The sequence below is a fragment of the Vibrio sp. V19_P1S1T109 genome, assembly GCF_002241375.1.
Taxonomy (GTDB): Bacteria; Pseudomonadota; Gammaproteobacteria; order Enterobacterales; family Vibrionaceae; genus Vibrio; species Vibrio anguillarum.
Genome location: NZ_NDIM01000318.1, coordinates 1 through 23388 on the forward strand (window position 1 = coordinate 1; position 23388 = coordinate 23388).

Annotated in this window: 22 protein-coding genes; 11 read left to right on the forward strand and 11 right to left on the reverse strand. The window is 46.5% G+C overall.

Annotated elements, in window-relative coordinates; genetic code table 11:
• Positions 1-103: 103 nt before the first annotated feature.
• The 3 genes from pepA to B9J87_RS15265 all read left to right on the forward strand — a co-directional run bounded on the left by pepA (position 104) and on the right by B9J87_RS15265 (position 5085).
• Positions 104-1612: a leucyl aminopeptidase gene (gene pepA / locus B9J87_RS15255; protein WP_010318842.1), complete on the forward strand. Its 1509-nt coding sequence runs from the start codon at positions 104-106 to the stop codon at positions 1610-1612.
• A 67-nt stretch (positions 1613-1679) separates the two neighbouring features.
• Positions 1680-2129, forward strand: coding sequence for a DNA polymerase III subunit chi (locus B9J87_RS15260; RefSeq protein WP_017043380.1), 450 nt, complete (start codon positions 1680-1682; stop codon positions 2127-2129).
• Positions 2130-2223: 94 nt separating this feature from the next.
• On the forward strand, positions 2224-5085 hold the full coding sequence (locus tag B9J87_RS15265; RefSeq protein ID WP_094151579.1) for a valine--tRNA ligase: 2862 nt from the start codon (positions 2224-2226) through the stop codon (positions 5083-5085).
• 66 nt (positions 5086-5151) lie between these two features.
• Here the strand turns inward: B9J87_RS15265 and B9J87_RS15270 are convergent, their stop codons facing one another.
• Together B9J87_RS15270 and B9J87_RS15275 are read right to left on the reverse strand one after the other, a co-directional pair.
• Complete coding sequence (locus B9J87_RS15270) at positions 5152-6114, reverse strand: D-2-hydroxyacid dehydrogenase (RefSeq protein ID WP_094151581.1); 963 nt, start codon at positions 6112-6114, stop codon at positions 5152-5154.
• Positions 6115-6143: 29 nt separating this feature from the next.
• Positions 6144-6881 carry an RluA family pseudouridine synthase gene (locus tag B9J87_RS15275; protein ID WP_010318839.1) on the reverse strand — a complete coding sequence of 246 codons (738 nt, stop codon included), beginning with the start codon at positions 6879-6881 and terminating at the stop codon, positions 6144-6146.
• Between the two features lie 248 nt (positions 6882-7129).
• On the opposite strand from B9J87_RS15275, the gene B9J87_RS15280 reads away from it, so the two are divergent.
• Positions 7130-8401 carry an NRAMP family divalent metal transporter gene (locus B9J87_RS15280; RefSeq protein WP_017047041.1) on the forward strand — a complete coding sequence of 424 codons (1272 nt, stop codon included), beginning with the start codon at positions 7130-7132 and terminating at the stop codon, positions 8399-8401.
• Between the two features lie 76 nt (positions 8402-8477).
• Here B9J87_RS15280 and rapA read toward each other — a convergent pair whose 3' ends face one another.
• A complete protein-coding gene (gene rapA / locus B9J87_RS15285; protein ID WP_013855992.1) occupies positions 8478-11387 on the reverse strand; it encodes an RNA polymerase-associated protein RapA in 2910 nt (969 codons plus the stop codon).
• Between the two features lie 434 nt (positions 11388-11821).
• On the opposite strand from rapA, the gene B9J87_RS15295 reads away from it, so the two are divergent.
• The 7 genes from B9J87_RS15295 (at position 11822) to B9J87_RS15325 (ending at position 18261) form a co-directional block, all read left to right on the forward strand.
• Positions 11822-13198 (forward strand): PhoH family protein, encoded by a 1377-nt coding sequence (locus tag B9J87_RS15295; protein WP_041769059.1) that lies wholly within the window; start codon positions 11822-11824, stop codon positions 13196-13198.
• A gap of 116 nt (positions 13199-13314) precedes the next feature.
• The gene (gene argF / locus B9J87_RS15300; protein ID WP_094124232.1) at positions 13315-14319 is read left to right on the forward strand and encodes an ornithine carbamoyltransferase; all 1005 of its coding nucleotides are present in this window, start codon (positions 13315-13317) and stop codon (positions 14317-14319) included.
• A 335-nt stretch (positions 14320-14654) separates the two neighbouring features.
• On the forward strand, positions 14655-15584 hold the full coding sequence (gene pyrB / locus B9J87_RS15305; RefSeq protein WP_081245156.1) for an aspartate carbamoyltransferase: 930 nt from the start codon (positions 14655-14657) through the stop codon (positions 15582-15584).
• A 16-nt stretch (positions 15585-15600) separates the two neighbouring features.
• Complete coding sequence (pyrI, locus tag B9J87_RS15310) at positions 15601-16068, forward strand: aspartate carbamoyltransferase regulatory subunit (RefSeq protein WP_010318833.1); 468 nt, start codon at positions 15601-15603, stop codon at positions 16066-16068.
• Positions 16069-16187: 119 nt separating this feature from the next.
• Entirely contained in the window at positions 16188-16577 is a 390-nt protein-coding gene (locus B9J87_RS15315; RefSeq protein ID WP_013855986.1) for a RidA family protein, read from the forward strand.
• Between the two features lie 192 nt (positions 16578-16769).
• Entirely contained in the window at positions 16770-17321 is a 552-nt protein-coding gene (locus tag B9J87_RS15320; protein ID WP_013855985.1) for a heme NO-binding domain-containing protein, read from the forward strand.
• On the forward strand, positions 17314-18261 hold the full coding sequence (locus B9J87_RS15325; protein WP_017047037.1) for a sensor histidine kinase: 948 nt from the start codon (positions 17314-17316) through the stop codon (positions 18259-18261). Before B9J87_RS15320 ends, B9J87_RS15325 begins: the two co-directional genes overlap by 8 nt.
• A gap of 8 nt (positions 18262-18269) precedes the next feature.
• On the opposite strand, the gene B9J87_RS15330 is transcribed toward B9J87_RS15325, so the two are convergent.
• The 8 genes from B9J87_RS15330 to B9J87_RS15365 all read right to left on the reverse strand — a co-directional run.
• Positions 18270-19016: a 1-acylglycerol-3-phosphate O-acyltransferase gene (locus tag B9J87_RS15330; protein ID WP_088729160.1), complete on the reverse strand. Its 747-nt coding sequence runs from the start codon at positions 19014-19016 to the stop codon at positions 18270-18272.
• Positions 19017-19105: 89 nt separating this feature from the next.
• Positions 19106-20371 carry a UDP-N-acetylglucosamine 1-carboxyvinyltransferase gene (murA, locus tag B9J87_RS15335; RefSeq protein ID WP_026029130.1) on the reverse strand — a complete coding sequence of 422 codons (1266 nt, stop codon included), beginning with the start codon at positions 20369-20371 and terminating at the stop codon, positions 19106-19108.
• Between the two features lie 9 nt (positions 20372-20380).
• Complete coding sequence (gene ibaG / locus B9J87_RS15340; RefSeq protein ID WP_013855981.1) at positions 20381-20635, reverse strand: BolA family iron metabolism protein IbaG; 255 nt, start codon at positions 20633-20635, stop codon at positions 20381-20383.
• Between the two features lie 13 nt (positions 20636-20648).
• Positions 20649-20957 (reverse strand): STAS domain-containing protein, encoded by a 309-nt coding sequence (locus B9J87_RS15345; RefSeq protein WP_010318828.1) that lies wholly within the window; start codon positions 20955-20957, stop codon positions 20649-20651.
• A complete protein-coding gene (gene mlaC / locus B9J87_RS15350; protein WP_026029129.1) occupies positions 20954-21592 on the reverse strand; it encodes a phospholipid-binding protein MlaC in 639 nt (212 codons plus the stop codon). The genes B9J87_RS15345 and mlaC overlap by 4 nt, the downstream gene beginning before the upstream one ends.
• Before the next feature lie 5 nt (positions 21593-21597).
• Positions 21598-22089 carry an outer membrane lipid asymmetry maintenance protein MlaD gene (gene mlaD / locus B9J87_RS15355; RefSeq protein ID WP_010318826.1) on the reverse strand — a complete coding sequence of 164 codons (492 nt, stop codon included), beginning with the start codon at positions 22087-22089 and terminating at the stop codon, positions 21598-21600.
• A gap of 2 nt (positions 22090-22091) precedes the next feature.
• Complete coding sequence (gene mlaE, locus B9J87_RS15360) at positions 22092-22883, reverse strand: lipid asymmetry maintenance ABC transporter permease subunit MlaE (protein WP_013855979.1); 792 nt, start codon at positions 22881-22883, stop codon at positions 22092-22094.
• Positions 22880-23388, reverse strand: a 509-nt coding sequence (locus B9J87_RS15365; RefSeq protein WP_141201584.1) for an ATP-binding cassette domain-containing protein, incomplete at its 5' end; no start/stop codon positions are given. The genes B9J87_RS15365 and mlaE, both read right to left, overlap by 4 nt.

The following is a 23388-nucleotide window of genomic DNA, read 5'->3' on the forward strand; positions in this document are numbered from 1 at the left end:
CTGTTAGGCGTTCAATTAAAAGTAGATCCAAACTCGGATTCAACCACTAAGAGCGCATTATCTAACATTTAGTTCTATTTGTCTTCAGGATGTAGGAGTACGCATGGAGTTCAGTGTAAAAAGTGGCAGTCCAGAGAAACAACGTAGCGCATGTATCGTTGTTGGAGTGTTCGAACCACGCCGCCTTTCTCCAGTAGCAGAGCAGCTTGATAAAATCAGCGACGGCTATATTAGTTCACTACTTCGCCGTGGTGATCTCGAGGGTAAACCCGGCCAGATGCTACTGCTGCATCAAGTCCCTGGTGTTCTGTCTGAACGCGTTTTACTGGTAGGTTGTGGTAAAGAGCGCGAATTAGGCGAACGTCAGTACAAAGAAATCATTCAAAAAACCATCAGCACACTGAACGAAACGGGTTCAATGGAAGCCGTATGTTTTCTGACTGAACTACACGTTAAAGGCCGCGATACTTATTGGAAAGTACGCCAAGCGGTTGAAGCAACGAAAGATGGTCTGTACACCTTTGATCAATTCAAGAGCGTGAAACCTGAAACTCGCCGCCCACTGCGCAAACTTGTCTTTAACGTACCGACTCGCCGTGAGCTTAACTTAGGTGAGCGCGCGATTACACACGGCCTTGCGATTGCATCCGGTGTGAAAGCGTCGAAAGATCTCGGCAATATGCCACCCAACATTGCCAACCCAGCTTATCTTGCATCTCAAGCGCGCCGCTTAGCGGACGACTACGAGAGCGTCACCACCAAAATCATTGGTGAAGAAGAGATGGAAAAGTTGGGCATGACCTCTTATCTCGCCGTCGGTCGTGGCTCAAAAAATGAGTCGATGATGTCGGTCATTGAGTACAAAGGCAACCCAGATCCAGATGCAAAACCAATTGTGTTGGTGGGTAAAGGCCTAACGTTTGATTCCGGCGGTATTTCATTAAAACCAGGCGAAGGCATGGATGAAATGAAGTATGACATGTGCGGTGCAGCGTCAGTCTTTGGCGCAATGAAAGCATTGGCTAAATTGAAATTGCCATTAAATGTCGTGGGTATCTTAGCCGGCTGTGAAAACATGCCAGGCAGCAATGCCTATCGCCCTGGTGACATTCTCACGACTATGTCTGGCCAAACGGTTGAAGTACTCAATACCGATGCCGAAGGTCGCTTAGTTCTATGTGATGCACTCACTTACGTTGAGCGTTTTGAACCCGATTGCGTGGTAGATGTGGCGACACTAACTGGCGCTTGTGTGATTGCATTAGGTCACCACATCAGTGGCGTGGTTTCAAACCACAACCCATTGGCGCATGAATTGGTTAATGCTTCAGAACAAGCAAGCGATCGCGCATGGCGTCTACCAATGGCCGACGAGTACCATGAGCAGCTAAAGAGTCCATTTGCTGATATGGCAAACATCGGTGGTCGCCCTGGTGGTACGATTACCGCTGGCTGCTTCTTATCTAAATTTGCTAAGAAATATAACTGGGCGCATTTGGATATTGCTGGCACGGCATGGAAGTCAGGAGCAGCAAAAGGATCAACAGGTCGTCCCGTCTCATTGCTCGTCCAGTTCTTATTGAACCGCAGCGGCCAAGAGTCTGAGGAATAACCTCAAAATGTGAAAAGGGCCGCAAGGCCCTTTTTTGTTGATGAGCGATTAGATAGTAGGTGACAACATGCAGCGAGCCACCTTTTACATTGTGAACGAAGAAAGCCCTCAAGCAACGCTGGCAGGCTTTGAGCAATATGTCCTATTTCTGGCTCATCACTTCGCCAAACAAGGGGCAAAAATTTATCTGCATTGTGATGATAAAACTCACGCTGAACAGTTTGCTGAACATTTATGGCAAGTGCCTGCAGAACAGTTTGTCGCGCACAATCTGGTGGGTGAAGGCCCGAAATACTCAACTCATATTGAGATTGGCTACCCCAACGTCAAACCCAATTGGAATCGTCAACTGGTAATAAATGTGGCGGATAATCATACAACCTTTGCGAACGCCTTTGCTGAGGTGGTAGACTTCGTCCCCTGCGAAGAAAAAGCAAAGCAACGAGCACGCGAAAGGTATAAAATCTACCGTCAAGCTGGCTACCAATTGCAAACAATCGAGATCCAACATCCATAGGTCAAACCTTATAGTTAAGGCGATCTTTAACAAGATCCTTCACTTATGAAGTTTGACTAAGATTAACCATTCACAGTATCCATTTAAGAGCACTATGGAAAAGACATATAACCCAACAGCAATCGAACAAGCTCTGTATCAGACTTGGGAAGAGAACGGCTACTTTAAGCCTCACGGTGATACATCAAAAGAAGCATACAGCATCATGATCCCACCGCCGAACGTCACTGGTAGCCTTCATATGGGTCACGCATTCCAAGACACCATTATGGATACTTTGATCCGCTGCGAACGCATGAAAGGCAAAAATACCTTATGGCAAGTGGGTACAGACCACGCCGGTATTGCTACCCAAATGGTGGTTGAACGTAAAATTGCTGCTGAAGAAGGCAAAACCAAGCATGACTACGGTCGCGAAGCGTTTATCGACAAAATTTGGGAGTGGAAAGGCGAATCAGGTGGAACCATCACTAAACAGCTTCGCCGCCTTGGCGCATCGGTAGACTGGGATCGTGAACGATTCACTATGGATGCGGGCCTATCCAATGCCGTTCAAGAAGTGTTTGTTCGCCTTTACCAAGAAGATTTACTCTACCGTGGTAAACGTCTTGTGAACTGGGATCCAAAACTGCACACTGCAATTTCTGATCTAGAAGTAGAAAACAAAGACGTCAAAGGTCACATGTGGCACTTCCGTTACCCACTGGCTGACGGCGTAAAAACAGCAGACGGTAAAGACTACATTGTTGTTGCGACCACTCGTCCTGAAACCATGTTGGGTGACACAGGCGTAGCGGTTAACCCTGAAGATCCACGCTACCAAGCTCTGATCGGCAAAGAGATCATGCTGCCAATCGTCAATCGTCGCATTTCTATCGTGGGCGATGAGCACGCCGACATGGAAAAAGGCACAGGCTGTGTGAAGATCACCCCTGCTCACGACTTCAATGACTATGAAGTCGGTAAGCGCCACCAACTGCCGATGATCAACATTTTCACCTTTGATGCCAACATTCGTGACGCCGCCGAAGTGTTCAACACCAATGGTGAACCAAGTGACGCTTACAGCAGCGATCTACCTGCTAAATACCAAGGCATGGAGCGCTTTGCGGCACGTAAAGCCATCGTAGCTGAATTTGAAGCTCTCGGCCTGCTTGAAGAAATCAAAGATCACGACCTCACCATTCCTTACGGTGACCGTGGTGGTGTGGTTATCGAACCGATGCTGACCGACCAATGGTATGTACGCACAGCGCCACTAGCGGAAGTCGCAACCAAAGCCGTTGAAGATGGCGAGATTCAATTTGTGCCTAAGCAGTACGAAAACATGTACTTCTCATGGATGCGTGACGTGCAAGATTGGTGTATCTCACGCCAACTTTGGTGGGGTCATCGTATTCCTGCTTGGTATGACAACGACGGCAACGTTTATGTCGGCCGTAGCGAAGAAGAAGTGCGCGAACAAAACAACCTAGCCCCAGTGGTGGTACTGCGCCAAGATGATGATGTATTGGATACTTGGTTCTCATCCGCTCTTTGGACTTTTGGTACACAAGGCTGGCCAGAAAATACTGAGGCACTAAAAACATTCCACCCGTCTGACGTTCTTGTTACTGGTTTCGACATCATCTTCTTCTGGGTTGCACGCATGATCATGATGACCATGCACTTCTGTAAAGATGAGAATGGTAAACCACAAGTGCCATTTAAAACTGTTTATGTCACAGGCCTTATCCGTGATGAAAACGGCGACAAAATGTCAAAATCTAAAGGCAACGTGCTTGATCCTATCGACATGATCGATGGTATTGATCTTGAGTCTCTGGTTGAAAAACGTTGTGGCAACATGATGCAGCCACAGCTTGCAGCCAAGATCGAGAAAAATACACGTAAAACCTTTGAAAATGGTATCGAACCTTATGGAACCGACGCACTGCGTTTCACGCTAGCAGCGATGGCTTCAACCGGTCGTGATATCAACTGGGACATGAAACGCCTAGAAGGTTACCGCAACTTCTGTAACAAACTCTGGAACGCGAGCCGTTACGTGTTGATGAATACCGAAGATCTCGATTGTGGCTTTAACGCAGGTAGCGAGCTTGAGTATTCGTTAGCCGATAAATGGATCGAGTCTCAATTTGAATTGACGGCTAAAGAGTTCAACAACCATATCAACAACTTCCGTTTAGATATGGCGGCAAATACCCTTTACGAATTCATCTGGAACCAATTCTGCGACTGGTACTTAGAGCTGACTAAACCCGTATTGTGGAAAGGCTGTGAAGCGCAGCAACGTGCAACGCGCCGTACATTAATTACGGTATTAGAGAAAACATTACGCCTCGCGCACCCAGTGATCCCGTATATCACTGAAACCATTTGGCAAAGCATTAAGCCATTAGTGGACGGCGTTGAAGGTGACACCATCATGCTGCAAGCGCTGCCTCAGTACGATGAAGCGAACTTTAACCAAGCAGCGCTGGATGATATCGAATGGGTGAAAGCCTTTATTACTAGCATTCGCAACCTACGTGCCGAGTACGATATCAACCCAGGTAAACCTCTTAACGTGATGCTAAAAGCCGCCAACAAGCAAGAAGTGGCACGTTTAGAAGCGAACAAAGCGGTACTGTTGTCACTAGCTAAACTGGAGGCACTACGCGTTCTTGAAGAGGGTGAAGAGACTCCTGCTTGTGCAACGGCGCTGGTTGGTCAATCTGAGCTGATGATCCCAATGGCTGGTTTGATTGATAAAGATGCGGAGCTAGAGCGCTTAGCAAAAGAGATTGCTAAAACTCAAGGCGAAATCAAACGCATTGAAGGCAAACTCAATAACCAAGGGTTCGTCGCTAAAGCACCCGAAGCCGTTGTCGCTATCGAGCGTCAAAAGCTGAATGGCTATCAAGATACCTTGGTTAAACTGGAAGAACAGAAAGCGACCATAGCCGCGCTATAATCGCGATTGCGTTACCATTAAAAAGGTCGGTGTGAAAATACCGACCTTTTTTATTTATTCACGCCATCAGCAGACGCGATTTTTGTGCTCTCCACGCTCAAACGCGGCAATGTTATCCATCAAAATCGTTGCCAATTGTGAAATAGCTGAGTCACTACCCCATGCCACGTGTGGTGTGAGCAACAAATTTGGCAAATCCATATTGGCTAGTAAGGGATTTGTTTTGTCCGCTGGTTCTCGACTGAATACATCCACTCCAGCGCCAGCAATTTGCCCAGATTTCAATGCTGTCACAAGTGCTTGCTCATCAACCAAACCACCACGGCCTGCGTTAATCAACAATGCATTAGGCTTCATTATCTTTAATTCGTTCTCACCTATCAGGTTTCGGGTTTGCTCGCTCAATGGGCAATGTAAACTCACAACATCCGCCTCCGCTAACATTTGTTCAAAGGACATAAAACCTTGTCGGCATAACTTGGCCCCCTTTCGTTCAGAAAATATCACCTGCATGCCTATCGCTCGTGCTAACGTTGCAGTTGCCTGTCCGAGCGCGCCACTCCCCACAATACCAAGCGTTGAACCTGCAACATCCCCTATCGGATGAGTAAAAAAGCAAAATTGTTGATTGCGCTGCCACTCGCCATTGGCAATATCTTGATGATAAGCAAACAAGCTACGCCTTAAGGCATAAATCATCCCAACTACATGTTCCGGAACAGAACGGGTGGCATAGCCTTGAACATTCACCAGTGCGATGCCTGCTTCACGACAGTAATCGACATCGACATTATTGACGCCTGTGGCCGACACAGCAATCAAGCGCAATTTCGGACATTGTGAGAGTAACGCTCTATCCAGCACCACTTTATTGGTGATTACGATATCGGCTTGAGATAGGCGATCGAGCGCTTGTTCGGCAGAAGTAAAGTCAAACTCAAGCCAATGATGAGCAAAAGGTAAGCTTGGCAATCGAATATAAGCAGGGATTGTGGCCCTATCGAGAAATACAACCGTGGGTAGTGACATATCAGCTCCTTGTCGCCACCCACGTCACACTAAGGTCGGGGCAACGTTTTGTAATCTGGTAATTTTCGCTCAGGATCAAAGTGTTGCAAAATTTGCTCTTGTGCTTCGGGATAAAAATCACAGCCGACAAAAATATTGCGCAGCCAATGACTCTTTGGGTGATAAAAACTGAGCTCTGCGGCATGCAGCGCTAAGCGATCGGAAAAATCTTGCGCTTCTTGCGGGGCATAAAACTCATCACCCACAATCGGATACCCCAAAGCTTGCATGTGCACACGTAATTGATGCGAACGGCCAGTCACAGGAAAAAGACGTACAATTGTCGTTTTTTCTTCTCTTTTCGCTACTTGATATAAAGTTTTTGATGGTTTCCCATCTTCAAAGCAGACTTTCTGTTTAGGCCGATTTGGCCAATCGCAAATCAGGGGTAATTCAACCGCCCCCTCGTCAAGTTCCATTACGCCCCACACGCGAGCGTAATAAATTTTATGCGTTAAACGGTATTGAAACTGCTTTTTCAATGCCCCTTCCGCGTATTTATTTTTTGCCAGCACCATCAAGCCAGAAGTCGACATATCCAAACGATGCACAACTTGGATCTCTGGATATTGCTCAGCCAAACGACTCCACATACTGTCGTGATGCTCAGGCAAGCGTCCTGGAACCGACAGCAGACCTGAAGGTTTATTCACCGCGAGAATCTGATCATCTTCATAGACAATATCAATCCAAGGATCTGTGGGCGGCGTGTATTCAAGCATAGCCATCGAAGGTTTCTCCTAAAAAAATCGGCGCATTATAACAACCTCTCCGCCAAGCCAATAGAGAAGAGTCATCTTAGTTTCGTTAAATCACGAAATCGTCAGTAAGTTAGCCTTGCTTAGAAATATCACTTGAAATGTAACTTAAAATTGACAGATTAACTGGGTGTGATATTGATTGATGAGCTTGACATTAAAGTCAGCTTCAAAAGCAAAAATTATAAATAACACAACATCAAGTCTAAGGAACAAGAATGGAACACAGCGTCCCTTATCAATCGGCCAAACGTTTAACCCTGCCACAACTGCTTCGTTCACTCGGGCCGGGCATTATGATGGCAGCAGCAGCCGTCGGCGGCTCTCATCTCGTCGCATCAACTCAAGCAGGTGCAATTTATGGCTGGCAACTCGCAGGCCTCATTTTGCTAGTCAACTTATTAAAATACCCCTTTTTTAAGGCTGGCATTCAATACACCATGGGGACAGGCAAAAGTTTAGTACAAGGCTATGCTCATCTCGGGCGCGCTTACTTATGGGTTTTTGCCCTCTTAAGCGTGGTATCGGCCATTATAAACACCGCCGCGTTACTGCTGTTTAGCGCCAGCTTACTGGCCTATTTTGTCCCTTTTGAGCTAGGCAATATTGTTCTTTCAGTGATTGTGCTGACCACTTGTTTGCTGATCCTTTTTGCAGGCCACTTTCGCGCGCTCGACTCACTTTCTAAAATGATTATGGCAGTACTGACAATCGCCACCTTACTCGCCGTGGTGATTGCCGTCGCAACCCCAGCGCAGATAGTGGTAGAAACCATTTCGCCTTCACCTTGGACACTCGCCGCGATCGGTTTTTTGGTGGTGACAATGGGCTGGATGCCCGCACCCATTGAGATTTCGAGCATCACTTCGGTGTGGCTCAAGCGTCAATGCCAAGAGCAGCAAGTGACGCCACAATCCGCACTATTTGATTTCAATGTGGGCTATATCGGTACTGCAATCTTGGCGATTGTATTTTTGGCGCTTGGTGCCTTAGTACTACACGGAACAGGCGTTGAGCTCTCGAAATCTGGCGTCGGCTTTTCGCATCAATTGGTCGGATTGTACGCTTCAACTATAGGTGAGTGGTCACGTTATTTAATTGCAGTGATCGCCTTTTTCTGTATTTTTGGCAGCACCATCACCGTCATTGATGGCTATTCACGGGTGATTGCAGAATCACAACGTCTTTTGCAAAACAAAGAGAGCCAAAGCCCACGTTGCTACCAAGCTTGGGTCCTCGTGGTATCGGCTTTAGCGCTAGCCATCATTGCCTTTTGGGCTTCAGCACTGATGCCAATGCTGAATTTTGCGATGATCATGGCATTTATGACCACGCCAATTTTTGCGCTGCTCAACTATATTCTGGTGACTAAAACACCTTTACCGGCTGAACTCGCAGTAGGAAAAAAACTCAAAGCGCTGTCTATCGTAGGGCTTGTTTATCTGTTTGGCTTTTTAGCGCTGTTTATTTGGTGGAAGTGGCTTATGTAACAGCAGATAAAACAAAGGCCTTATGAAAAAGGCCTTTGTTGTTTTTAATGTCCGCCACAAGGGCCAAGTAAAGGGATCAGTTATGCGTCACAACGATTAAACGCAACGAATCCAGTTGGAATTGCGCTTTACCGATGTAACCGCTTAACTCGTTGATCTGCTCTTCAATCGCGCTGATCTCTTCATCACGAATGTTCGGGTTGACTGCTTTAAGCGCCAATAAGCGCTCCAGTTCACCGTTTAAGCTCGACTGCATCTCTTTCTGCGCTTGTTCACGAATCGCTTCAACACGGCTCACAACTTGGCTTTCACTGGCAGCAATTAAGCTATGCACATCATTTTGTACCGACGTAACGAGCTTGCTGGCCAAATGACGATTCACTGGGCTTAATTGGCGATTGAAGCTTTCAAACTCAACTTGAGCAGAGAGATCATTACCACGCGCATCCATCATCAAACGGATTGGTGTTTGAGGAAGGAAGCGGCTGATACCACTGCGTTTTGGCGCTTGTGCATCCACCACATAGATCAACTCAAGCAGCAAAGTCCCAACAGGCAAAGCTTTATTTTTCAGCAGAGAAACCGCCGATGTTCCCACGCCTTCGCTCATCAGCAGGTCGATCCCGCCTTGAATCATCGGGTGTTCCCAACTGATGAAATTCATATCTTCACGCGATAATGCCGTATCACGATCAAAAGTGATGGTCGCTCCTTCATACGGCAAACCGGGGTAGCTTGGCACCATCATGTGCTCTGATGGTGTGACCACCAGCGCGTTTTCACCCCGATCATCTTGGTTTAAACCGATCGCATCAAATAAGCTCAAAGCGAAAGTAACCAAGTTAGTATCGCCATCCGTTGATGCTATACTTTCGACGATTTTCAATGCTTTTTCGCCACCGTTTGAATGCATTTCAAGCAATCGGTCACGCCCTTGTTCAAGCTGAGCCTTCAACGTTTTGTTGAGCGTTGCCGACTGTTCAATGATCTCATCCAACGTATCGATATTTCCCGAAGCCAGCATGTCAATCAGATCATCGGCATATTTATCATACACAGCGCGGCCTGTTGGGCAGGTTTCAGCAAATGCATTCAAGCCTTCATCAAACCAACGCGCCAAAATCGCTTGCGATGTGCCTTTAAGGTACGGCACATGGATATCGATATCACGGTGTTGACCAATACGATCCAAACGGCCAATGCGTTGCTCTAAAAGATCTGGGTTAAACGGCAGATCAAACATCACCAACTGGTTAGCAAATTGGAAGTTACGCCCTTCAGAGCCGATTTCACTACAGATAAGCACTTGCGCGCCACCCTCTTCTTGTGCGAAATAAGCGGCGGCTTTATCACGTTCTAAAATCGACATACCTTCATGAAAAACGGTGGCGCGAATGCCTTCACGCTCACGCAGTGCTTGCTCCAGTTGTAACGCGGTGCTAGCGCGAGAAGCGATCACTAAAATCTTTTCGCTGCGTTTTTCTTTCACTTTTTCAAGCAGCCAATTCACGCGAGAATCGAACTGCCACCAGCTTGCATCATCGCCTTCAAACTCTTGGAAAATCTCTTCGGGATAGAGCATTTTCATCGCGCGAGCCTGAGCACTGAGCTTACCGCCGATCATGCCAGCCACACGCATCGAGGTGGTATATTGCGCAGGGATTTCCATCGGCATCAAGTGCACATTACGCACAGGAAACCCTTTAATCGCAGCGCGGGTGTTTCTAAACAGCACGCGGCCTGTGCCATGGCGATCCATCAGATTATCAATCAGCTCTTGGCGAGCAGAGGCTTTGCTCTCTTCATCGGCATCGCTTTCAATAATGCGAAACAGCGGCTCAACGTCTTGCTCTGAAAGTAGCTCAGTGATTTGGTTTTTGGCTTCGTTTTGCAACTTCTCACCCGAAAACAGGGCACTGACGGAATCGGCTACAGGCGCATATTGCTCTTCTTCTTCAACGAACGCCTCGTAATCGTAAAAACGATCGGGATCGAGCAAACGCAAACGCGCAAAGTGGCTTTCACGGCCCAATTGCTCCGGCGTTGCCGTTAGCAGCAATACCGCTGGGGTGTTTTGCGCTAGCCCTTCGACCACTTGATATTCGCGGCTTGGTTTATCTTGGCTCCATTCTAGATGGTGCGCTTCATCCACCACCAATAGATCCCACTCCGCCTCAAGTGCTTGTTCAAAACGTTGACGACTTTTACGCAGAAAATCGAGCGAACAAAGCACATATTGCTGAGTATCAAAAGGGTTGTGTGCTTCAGCGAACGCTTCAACACAGCGCTCCTCATCAAAAATGGAGAAATGAAGATTAAAGCGACGCATCATCTCCACCAACCATTGGTGCTGCAAGGTTTCCGGCACCACAATCAAAATACGTTCCGCGCGACCAGAAAGCACTTGTTGATGAATGATCATCCCCGCTTCAATGGTTTTACCTAACCCCACTTCATCGGCTAATAACACGCGGGGCGCATGGCGACGGCCAACCTCATGTGCGATATAAAGCTGATGAGGAATCAGGCCCGCGCGCATGCCACATAAACCACGCATTGGGCTTTTGTGTTGTTGATATTGGTTAGTCAGGGCGCGATAACGCAACACAAAATTATCCATGCGATCAATTTGACCTGCGAACAATTTATCTTGCGGTTTGTTGAAACGGATTTGGTGGCTTAAGAAAATTTCACGTAGTGCCACGCCGCTTTCATCGTTGTCTTCGCGCGTACCGAGATAAGTGAGTAGTCCTTGTTCTTCAACAACTTGCTCAACGCGTAGCGACCAGCCTTCTTGGCTTTCAACCACATCGCCGCTATTGAACGTCACTCGTGTTACCGGGGCGTCACTGCGTGCATAAACGCGGTTTTCTTCTGATGCAGCAAACATCAAGGTCACAGTACGCGCATCAAGCGCTACTACAGTACCTAAACCAAGATCACTTTCTGTATCGCTTATCCAGCGTTGCCCCAAAGCAAAACTCATGAATCGACTACCTTATTTATTTGGAATGGATTGTATCGATCTGCTACCACGTGAAGGCAACTCCTAATTATGATTGTTGTTGGAGTGTGGTGCAGAAAAAGGTCGCTAATCTTACTTGATGGCGTGATACAGGTCACGTGTAAAGCGAAGGATAACCAAGATTTTTTTCTTCAACTTTTGGTTGACATCAAACTGTAAGAAATCGGTGGCATTTGTAGTAAACAAGGTTGCTATACTTGTTGTAACGATGCTTGCTTTGCCAGTCAAAAGGATGACTCTGGCACGAAGCATGCAGACCAAACAGACAATGAGTATCAACACAGGCTTGCAGTAAGTCATCGAGCAATCGAGTCACTACCGGCATCCATTGATCGATAACCTCTACTTGCTAGCACCTTTTGTTAAGCACGCTGCACAGCAGCAAGGAGACGCTTATGGGCGATACCGATCGGAAACTGTTTGTACTTGATACCAACATCCTGCTTCATGAACCTTTAGCCATTTACTCCTTCCAAGAGCATGACGTGGTCATTCCGATGACCGTTCTTGAAGAACTTGACCGGATCAAAGACAGCAAACGCGATGTTGCACGAGATGCGCGGGTCGCGATTCGTGCTTTAGAGCACTTATTCCACGATGCCACCCCAGACGAAATTACCGAAGGTATTCCATTTTCTAAAGAGGCCAGCAAGACGGGAACTATCTCGATCCTTGCCGACTTTGAGTTGCAAGAAACCGTCAAAGCCTTTGCTGACAAAGCCGGCGACAACCGTATCCTCAACGCTGTACTTTACCTGCAAGCGAAACGAGCGCCACGCGCTGTAGTTCTCATCACCAAAGACATCAACATGCGATTGCGCGCTAAAGGTGCAGGTGTGCGCTATGTTGAGGATTACCGCACTGACCAATTGATTGATGATGTGCAGTACCTGACCAAAGGCTTCCAAGTTCGTGAAGGAAATTTTTGGAACAACGTCGATGAAGTTGAGAGTAGAACCGTCGGCGGAAAAGCCTTCCATACGTTAGATAAAGCGCCGTTTGATCCGACCTTTATTAATCAATATGTCATTGATGAAGAGAGCGATTTTGCGGCGCGCGTGCATGAAATCAACGCAGAAAAAATTACGCTGCTTGATATTGGCCGCGAGAGAATGATGCACCGCAAAGCGTGGGACATCACCCCGAAAAATATCTACCAAGCGATGGCACTTGATGCCTTGCTTGATCCAAGCATTGATTTGGTGATTTTAACCGGAGCCGCTGGTAGCGGGAAAACGCTGCTCGCGATGGCCGCCGCTCTTGAGCAAACCATTGAGAAGAAGATGTTCGATAAGATTATCGTCACCCGTAACACGCCAGATATCGGAGAATCGATCGGCTTCTTACCCGGAACAGAGGAAGAGAAAATGATGCCGTGGCTGGCGGCGGTTACGGATACATTGGAAGCCTTGCACAAAAATGATCACTGCACCGAAGGTTCACTCAAATACATCTGCGATAAAGCCAATATCCAGTTTAAATCGATCAACTTTATGCGTGGGCGCTCAATCCAAAATGCCTTTGTGCTACTCGATGAGTGTCAAAATTTAACCGCTTCTCAAATCAAAACTATCATCACGCGCTGTGGTGAGGGCACTAAAATTGTCTGTTCTGGTAACTTAGCGCAGATTGATTCCCACTACTTAACCCCGGTGACCTCGGGTTTGACCTACATGGTTGAGCGCTTTAAAAACTTCGAAGGCAGCGCCAACATTCACTTAAACGGCGTCGTTCGCAGCCGCTTGGCCGAATTCGCTGAAGAGAATTTATAGTCACATTAGGCGAGATATTATTAATATCTCGCCTTTATTTTAAAATAATTATTCACAAATTTAGCATTTATATGTTTTACTAAGGCCATTCATCATTCACCGTTTAGGACTGGGATATGGCTTTCAATTTACGCAACCGCAACTTTCTCAAACTGCTCGATTTCACGCCGAAAGAGATCCAATTTCTGCTCGATCTCTCTGCTGATCTCAAAAAAGCGAAATACGCCGGATCAGAACAGAAAAGATTAGCGGGTAAAAATATTGCGCTGATTTTTGAGAAAGCCTCAACACGGACGCGATGTGCATTTGAAGTGGCCGCGTTTGATCAAGGCGCTCAAGTCTCTTACATCGGGCCATCAGGGTCACAAATTGGTCATAAAGAGTCGATGAAAGACACCGCGCGCGTACTCGGAAGAATGTACGATGGCATCCAATATCGCGGTTTTGGACAAGAAATTGTCGAAGAGCTTGGCGCACATGCTGGCGTTCCTGTATGGAACGGGCTCACCAACGAGTTCCACCCAACACAGATTTTAGCTGACTTTTTAACCATGATTGAGCATGGCCGTGGTAAACAGTTGCACCAAGTGTCACTGGCTTATCTAGGCGATGCACGCAATAACATGGGCAATTCACTGATGGTGGGCGCAGCAAAAATGGGCATGGATATTCGCCTCGTCGCACCCAAACAGTTTTGGCCAGAAGCATCACTCGTCACCACTTGCCAAAAAATTGCCGAGCAGACGGGAGCCAAAATCACGCTCACTGAAAATGTACAAGAAGGCGTGCAAGGATGCGATTTTCTCTATACCGACGTTTGGGTTTCCATGGGCGAATCAGCCGATGCATGGGATGAACGCGTGGCCTTAATGACGCCTTACCAAATCAATATGAATGTGATCAAGCAAACTGGTAATCCACAGGTAAAATTTATGCACTGCTTGCCTGCGTTTCATAACGACGAAACCACCGTAGGCAAAGAGGTGGCGGAAAAATATGGCATGAAAGGGTTGGAAGTCACCGAAGAGGTGTTTGAGTCTGAATATTCGATTGTGTTTGATGAAGCTGAAAACCGCATGCACACCATCAAAGCTGTGATGGTCGCGACTCTCGGCGCTTAAAAAACAAGGCAACAATGGATCGAAGCCCGATGAGCTTACATGAGTAAGTGATTTGGGTGAGTGAAAGCAGCTAACGCCGCGACAGTGCCAATGATGAAGAGGATTGTTAGGTAATCGCTTGCGCTCACACAACGAAAGCGTATAATTCCCAGTAATTTGTCTGAGGGGTAGCCATGAAAACGGACGTTGTTATTCACATCTACAACGCAATTCGATTCAATGTAGGTCAGCGTGCTGACTTACTGGGCGCGTTATTTTTCCCCTCTCTTGATTTTTAAAGCCTCCCTATTGGGGGGCTTTTTTATGGCTACTAGAAAATTATAGGGAAGACGACCATGGTGAATTCGCTTTATCAAAAGCACATTATTTCGATTCCGGAGCTCTCTCGTGACGAGCTGGAATTGATTGTGAAAACCGCAGGCCAACTCAAAGCGGAACCAAAACCAGAGCTGATTAAGCACAAAGTGGTAGCAAGCTGCTTTTTTGAGCCGTCGACTCGTACTCGTTTGTCTTTTGAAACCGCTATTCAACGCATCGGCGGCAGCGTGATTGGCTTTGATAATGGTGGCAATACGTCACTGGCGAAAAAAGGCGAAACACTGGCCGATTCAGTACAAGTGATCTCCTCTTATGTGGATGCGTTTGTGATGCGCCACCCCCAAGAAGGCGCAGCGCGTTTAGCCTCTGAATTTTCAAACGGCGTTCCTGTGATTAACGCTGGCGACGGCGCTAACCAGCACCCAACCCAAACACTGCTTGATTTGTTCACCATTGCCGAAACACAAGACCGTTTAGATAACATTAATATCGCCTTTGTTGGCGACTTGAAATATGGCCGAACCGTCCATTCTTTAACCCAAGCTTTGGCTAAATTTAACCACATTCGCTTTTTCTTTGTTGCGCCGGATGCGCTGGCTATGCCTGACTATATTTGCGAAGAGTTAGATGATGTAGGCATTGAGTACAGCCTGCACACCGATATGGAAAGCGTTATTCCACAGTTAGATATTCTGTATATGACGCGCGTCCAAAAAGAGCGCTTTGATGAATCAGAGTACGCGCACATTAAATCGGCGTACATTTTGACAGCCGCCATGCTTGAAGGTGCGCGCGATAACTTAAAAGTGCTACATCCGCTTCCGCGCGTGGATGAAATCACCGTTGATGTGGACAAAACGAAGCACGCTTACTTCTTCCAACAAGCAGAAAACGGGGTCTACGCCCGTGAAGCTTTGCTGGCGCTTGTGTTAAACGAAACCCTGTAATAAAGGAGCCCCAACCATGACTAAAGAGACTCAATTGCAGGTTGAAGCCATTAAAAACGGCACGGTTATCGACCACATTCCTGCACAAATCGGTATTAAAGTATTAAAGTTATTCGATATGCACAATTCTCATCAACGTGTCACGATTGGCTTAAATTTACCCTCTTCCGCGCTGGGCGCAAAAGATCTGCTGAAGATTGAAAATGTGTTCATTAATGAAGCCCAAGCCAATAAATTAGCACTTTATGCACCGCATGCGACTGTCAACCAAATCGAAAACTACCAAGTGGTGAAAAAGCTAGCGTTGACACTGCCTGAGCAGATCAATGATGTTTTTGCCTGCCCAAACAGCAACTGTATTTCCCACAATGAACCGGTCGAAAGCAGCTTTAAGGTTTTCGAAAAGAAAAACGATATTCGTTTGAAATGTAAGTATTGTGAGAAAGTTTACTCACGTGAGATTGTGACCGAACGCGAGTCATAATTAACCCCGTTTAAGTCTATCGATGCCTCACTTTAGTGGGGCATTTTGCACTTTACCTGCCGTTTCTTTAAAGGCAAACTGACGCCTACCCTTCACATAAAAACAGATGGAACACAATCATGACTAAAGTACTTCATACCGAATCCGCTCCTGCCGCAATTGGCCCTTATGTACAAGGTGTCGATCTTGGCAATATGGTGCTAACTTCAGGGCAAATTCCAGTCAACCCAGTCACCGGCGAAGTGTCAGCAGATATCGCAGTGCAGGCTCGTCAATCTCTCGACAACGTAAAAGCCGTGGTGGAGTCTTCTGGCTTAACGGTTTCTGACATCGTAAAAATGACTGTATTTGTTAAAGATCTGAATGATTTTGGTACGGTGAATGAAGTCTACGGTAAATTTTTTGATGAGCATAACGTGGCAAACTACCCTGCGCGTTCATGCGTAGAAGTCGCTCGCTTACCTAAAGATGTGGGTATTGAAATTGAAGCGATTGCGGTACGTAAGTAAGCATTGCTCATAATCAGCACAGTGTAAGCACCACCAGCATGCCACTCTGACGTGAATGTGCTTTTTCAAACCTCGAACCCCGTTCGAGGTTTTTGTTTAATCCAAAAAAAATCAATTTTTACACCTCATACTTGCTACTTTAGGGTTAGTCACCAACACTTATCGTACTTTTGAACCGTTCGAGGTAGTGAGATGCAAGGGATTATCTATACCGTTCTTTCTGATTTAGTCATCGAAAAATTTGGCGCACTGTTTTGGGATCAAATGCTCGAGGATTTAAAACCTAGCTCTCAAGGCATCTACACCGCTGGAGAGCAATACTCCGATGACGAACTGCTTGCAATGGTGGCTTATTTGAGCGAGCAGAAAAACATCCCCACTGATGATTTAGTCCGGCTTTATGGGCAATACCTATTTTCTCGCCTGTACAACAGCCTTCCTGAAAATTATCCAAATAAAAACAACTTATTAGAGTTTTTGATTTCGGTCGATCAAGTGATCCATAAAGAAGTGAAGCGGCTCTACCCCGATGCCTATTTGCCGCAATTTCAATGTAAAAGCGAGGGCGATCGATTAACCATGTATTACACCTCGAAAAGAAAATTGTGCGCTGCGGCAGAAGGACTCATCATCGGCGCTTCAGAACAATTTGGTGAAGAAGTCGAAATCGAGCAGCCCCAATGCATGCATCATGGTGCTTCATTTTGTGAAATTGTTGTCACCTTTAAGGGTAAACATGAGTGAAATAGAGCAATACCAACGCATTTATGAGCGTGAGCGTCAGGCTCGTTTGCTGGCAGAGCGGTTACTGCAAGAAAAAAGCCGCGAGCTCTACGATAAAATTTTAGAGCTGCAAGAGACTCTAGATCAACTTCATAGCGCGCAAGCACAGCTTGTACAATCAGAAAAAATGGCCTCCGTCGGTCTGCTGGCGGCTGGCGTTGCTCACGAGATCAATAACCCAATCGGTTTTTGTCTGAGTAATTTAAATACGCTGCGTGATTACTCTCACGCCTATATAGGAATTGTCGCTTTGGTAGCACAGCACAAAGCCGAAATTGCTAACACGGATTTCTACCGCAATTATCAAGATTATTATCAACGCCATGATATTGGTTTTGTCGAAAGTGATTTAACTGACATGCTTCAAGAGACTTCGGGTGGATTGCTCCGCGTAAAAGATATTGTCACTAGCCTACAAAGCGTTTCTCACTCCAGTGATGGCCGATTTGTCGAGTGTGAATTAAATTCGTGTATTGAATCAACACTACACATGGTCTGGAACCAATTTAAATATACGATGGAGGTCGAGCAGCGATTGGATGAGGCTTTGCCGAAAATCAATGGGATATCAGCAGAGCTACAACAAGTGTTTATGAACCTATTTATTAACGCCTCTCACGCTTGCGAAGCACAAGGAAAGTTAACGATTAGCACAGATTCTGTGGTCGAAAAAGGGAAACGCTGGGTGAGGGTCACTGTGGCGGATAATGGGCATGGCATGAATCAAGACATCATCAACAAGGTGTTTGATCCTTTCTTCACCACCAAACCTGTCGGTGTAGGGACGGGTTTGGGTTTATCGATTTCATACAGTATTGTTGAAAAGCATGGTGGGAAAATGCAGGTCGAATCTGAAGTGGGACAAGGCACCACCTTCATACTTCTTTTTCCCACCATTTAGTAAAGCGGTTACTGGCTGCGTGATGTGACCTGCTTACCATCAAGCATCGCGACTTCTTCATCCAGCTGCGCTAATTTGGCCATCATCTGCTCACGGCATAATGTCGCTAATTCCCGTAAATTTTCTTTTCCATATCCTTCAATACTGATCGGTGGCAGCATCTCAACAATTACATGACCATTGTCCCAACGGTTCAGCTTAATATCATTAGTTGAGCTACAAACGATGGGGATAATCGGTACACCTGCGCCAATTGCCGCATGAAATGCACCCATTTTAAAGGGCAGCATGCCACGGCCACGCGAGCGAGTACCTTCTGGAAACATCCACACAGACACATCACTGGTTTTTATGCTATCGACAACTTGATCAATGGTGCCTTTGGCTTTGTTTCGATTGGATCTATCAATTAAAATATTCCCTGCTAACCAATACAACTGACCAAACACAGGTGTCCAAACTAAACTTTTTTTCCCTACTGTCACGACTTTCGGCGTTACCGCCGCAGCAACAGTACACAGATCCCAGTTATTTTGATGATTCGCAATGTAGATGTGCTGGCCGCGTTGATAAGCATCTTCTGGGATACGCAGTTCTAATTTAATACCCATCAATTTTGACATACGGGCGAATAAACGCCCAAACGTAAATACATGTTTTGGATTACGTGGACTAAGTAAGCAGTAACCACATCCAAAAACAAACATCACAATGGCAAACAGTGCGACTGCCAATAGACGCAAAAGAGCAATCATTTCAGTTCTCCATGGAACAAAGATAAAAAATGAGCAAGGATAAAAAAGCCGAAACCCAGAGATTTCGGCTCCATTGCATGAGCGAGAGTTTAACTGCTGACTTGAATGCGCTCAATATTAGCGCCAAGAGCCGACAGTTTATCTTCAATTCTTTCGTAACCGCGATCGATATGGTAGATGCGATCGACGATGGTTTCACCTTTTGCGATACAACCGGCAATCACTAGGCTGGCTGAGGCACGTAGATCGGTCGCCATCACCTGCGCGCCACTCAACGATTCCACATCACCACAAATCACTGTATTCCCTTCAATCTCCGCTTTTGCTCCCATACGCATCAGTTCAGGAACGTGCATAAAACGGTTTTCAAAGATGGTTTCAGTGATCTTGCCACCACCTTTTGCCATCATATTGAGTAGGGTAAATTGTGCTTGCATATCGGTTGGAAAGCCAGGATGAGGCGCAGTGCGAATCGAAACCGCCTTAAGCTCTTTTCCGGTCATATCAAGGCTTATCCAGCCCTCACCTGTTTCAATCTCAGCGCCCGCTTCTTCCAGTTTTGCTAACACGGCCTCTAACAAATGCGAGTGAGTGTTGTGGCAAACAATTTTTCCGCGAGAAACAGCCGCCGCGACTAAAAACGTGCCCGTTTCAATGCGATCAGCCACAACAGCGTGTTTACCACCACCCAAACGTTCAACACCTTCAATGGTAATGGTATCGGTGCCTGCACCTGACACTTTTGCACCCAGCTTATTCAAAAACAGTGCGGTATCGACAATTTCAGGCTCACGCGCAGCGTTGTCGAGCACGGTTGTGCCTTCGGCAAGGGTTGCGGCGCACATAATGGTAATGGTGGCACCCACGCTCACTTTATCCATGACGATGTGTGCACCTTGTAGACGACCTTCGACACTGGCTTTCACGTAGCCATCTTCTAAGGTGATGGTGGCACCAAGCTGCTCTAAACCGTGAATATGCAGATCGACAGGACGAGCGCCAATGGCACAGCCTCCAGGTAGCGAAACTTGGCCATAACCAAAACGAGCCACTAATGGACCGAGAGCCCAAATAGAAGCACGCATGGTTTTGACTAAATCATACGGCGCGCAATATTCATCAATTTGACTAGGATCGACATGAACTGAGCCATTACGTTCGACTTTAGCGCCTAAACGTTTGAGCAGTTCCATTGTGGTATCAATATCGCGAAGGTGTGGCACATTGGCCACTTCTACTGGCTCAGAGGCCAAAATAGACGCAAATAAAATAGGCAGTGCAGCGTTTTTGGCACCTGAAATGGTCACTTCACCTTGAAGAGGTTGTGTTGACCCAATAACTCGAAACTTTTCCATCAATAAACCTTACAGCGACATCAACTTTTTATCACGAGCCCACTCTGTTGGTGTGAACGCTTTAATAGAAAGGGCATGAATGTCGTTTCTTTGAATGTACTCCATCAGTGGAGCATAAATAAGTTGTTGTTTTTTAACGCGACTCATCCCTGCAAAACAAGCATCAACAGCGATAACTTCATAGTGGCTACCTTCACCTTTGACGTGGATCTCTTCAAGGTTTAGTGCTTGTTCTAATAACTGTTGTACTTTTGCGCTATCCACAATGTTCCCCTGCTTAATTCTTTATATGTTGAGCCATTAAACGATCAATGTTGCTCAATTGGAATAGTGTGCGCAGTTGCTCTGGCACGAAACTGAGCATTATATGACAGTTTCGTTTTTTTGCATGCTCTATTAGGTGGATTAACATCACCATTCCGGCAGAGTCTATGCGCTCAACGTTTTTCAGTTCAATCTCAAACTGTGTACTCACCGGGTTCCATTTTTGGATAAACGCCCATAAATCAGGCACATGCTCTCTGTCTAATGCGCCCGACAAAGCCGCAATCGGCATATCAGTTTGATGCCACTGCGGATGAATCATTGCGCTTTACCTTCAAAACGGATCGGCTGATCCGCCAATTGTTGCAGTTCATTGGCAACCGCTAAGATGCCATCTTGGCGAATTTTACCGCTCCATTCAGATTGCTTACTGGAGAGCAAACTCACTCCTTCTGCAATCATATCAAAGACTTGCCATTCGCCATTTTTCTCTTTGCGCAATTTAAACTCAAGTTTGATGTTAGGTCGTGGCGTATCAATAATATCCACCTTCACGCTGGTAATGCGTTTATCATCCGACACCGCCTGTTCAGGCTCGAACTCAATAATTTGGTTACTGTATTGAGTCAATACTTGCGCGTATGCACTGACAAGATAGGCACGAAATGCGGTGATGAAAGTTGCGACATCTTCACGCTTGGCCCCTTTTAAGTTTGGGCCCAATAACTTCAGTGCCGCATACTGCTCATTGACGTAAGGCATCAGCTCCTGTTCCACGATTTCTTTCAAATATTCAGGATGGTGGTGAATCGCTTCTTGTTCGGCTTTCAAACGAGTAAATGCCGTTTCAGACACCTGCTTCATCATGGTATAGGGCTGGGTTTTATCCACATTGGCCGCTTGCACAAACATAGCGGCAAAGAGGGTAAATACAAAAATCAACGTCCGTTTAAACACTGTTGTCACTCCTTACCTTTTTCTTGTGAGCCACCACCGACGCTATACAGCACTTGGCCAATCAAATCTTCTAATACGAGGGCGGATTTTGTGTCTTCAATTAAGTCGCCCTCTTTTAACATCTGTTCATCTTCAAAGACAAACCCGGGCACAAGCCCAATGTACTGCTCACCAATCAATCCAGAAGTTAGAATTTGCACACTCGACGTTTCTGGAAATTGATCATATTGACTGTTAATAGCCATAGTAACCACAGGCAGCAAGCTCTCTCTATCGAGTTTAATCTCGGCCACTCGCCCAACGACTACACCACCCACTTTGACTGGCGAGCGCACTTTTAAACTACCGATATTGTCAAATTCAGCTTTCAATTGGTAAGTATGGTTGGAACCCAACCCTTTTACGTCAGCGACCTGAAAAATCATCACCAGAATTGCGCAAATTCCAGCAAGGACAAAGCTACCGACCCAAAGTTCTATTTTTCGTGTTTGCTGCATGATTAATTCCCAAACATCAATGCGGTGAGTACAAAGTCTAGCCCTAATACAGCTAAAGACGAATGCACTACGGTTCTTGTGGTGGCACGGCTAATACCTTCCGAGGTTGGAATAGCATCGTAACCGTTAAACAGTGCAATCCAAGTCACTGTGATGGCAAACATCACGCACTTGATCATACTGTTGCCAATATCTTGTCCTAGCTCTACCGATGACTGCATCGCAGACCAAAAACTGCCGTGATCAATCCCTTTCCAATCCACTCCAACAAGCTGACCTCCCCAAATGCCGACCGCCATAAAAATCATCGCTAGCAACGGCATTGATATTAGCCCAGCCCAAAAGCGAGGAGCGATAATACGTTTGAGCGGATCAACCGCCATCATCTCTAAACTGGAAAGCTGCTCGGTGGCTTTCATCAGGCCGATCTCAGCGGTAAGTGCAGAACCAGCACGCCCAGCAAACAGCAGCGCAGTCACCACGGGCCCAAGTTCACGCAATAAAGAGAGCGCAACCATCTGCCCAAGGCTACCTTCCGCGCCGTAATCGACCAAAATCACATAGCCTTGCAGGCTCAACACCATGCCAATGAACAAGCCAGAAACGACAATAATCGCCAGCGACTGAACACCAACACTGTAGAGCTGCTTCACTAACAATGGAAAATTCTGAATAGGCCGTGGGCGGCTCACTAATGCGCCAAACAGCATCAAGCTAGCTTTGCCAAAGGCTTGGCAAAATTCGAGCGTACGGCGACCGAGCCCTTCAATCCAGTCAGTCAATGTAGACATCATGAGAATAAATCCTTTTCTAGGCTTTGCGCTGGAAAGCGAAATGGTACTGGGCCATCAGCCTCGCCTTGTAAAAATTGTTGTACGCGAGGATCGCTATTTTGATAAAGATCGTTTGGCGTTCCTTTGGCAATCACTTTGCCGTCAGCCAGCAAATAAACCCAATCGGCAATGCTCATCACTTCAGGAACATCATGAGAGACCACTATCGAGGTCACCCCCAAAGCTTGATTCAAATTGCGGATCAATTCCACCAGCACGCCCATGGTGATCGGGTCTTGCCCCACAAACGGCTCATCATACATGATCAGTTCCGGATCCAGCGCAATCGCGCGCGCTAATGCAGCCCTTCTTGCCATACCACCGGATAATTCGCTCGGCATGAGCAAGGCGGCACCGCGCAGACCAACCGCTTCTAATTTTAATAAAACTAATGTCTTAATCAGCGATTCATCTAATTGAGTGTGTTCACGTAAAGGGAAAGCCACATTATCGAACACATTTAAAT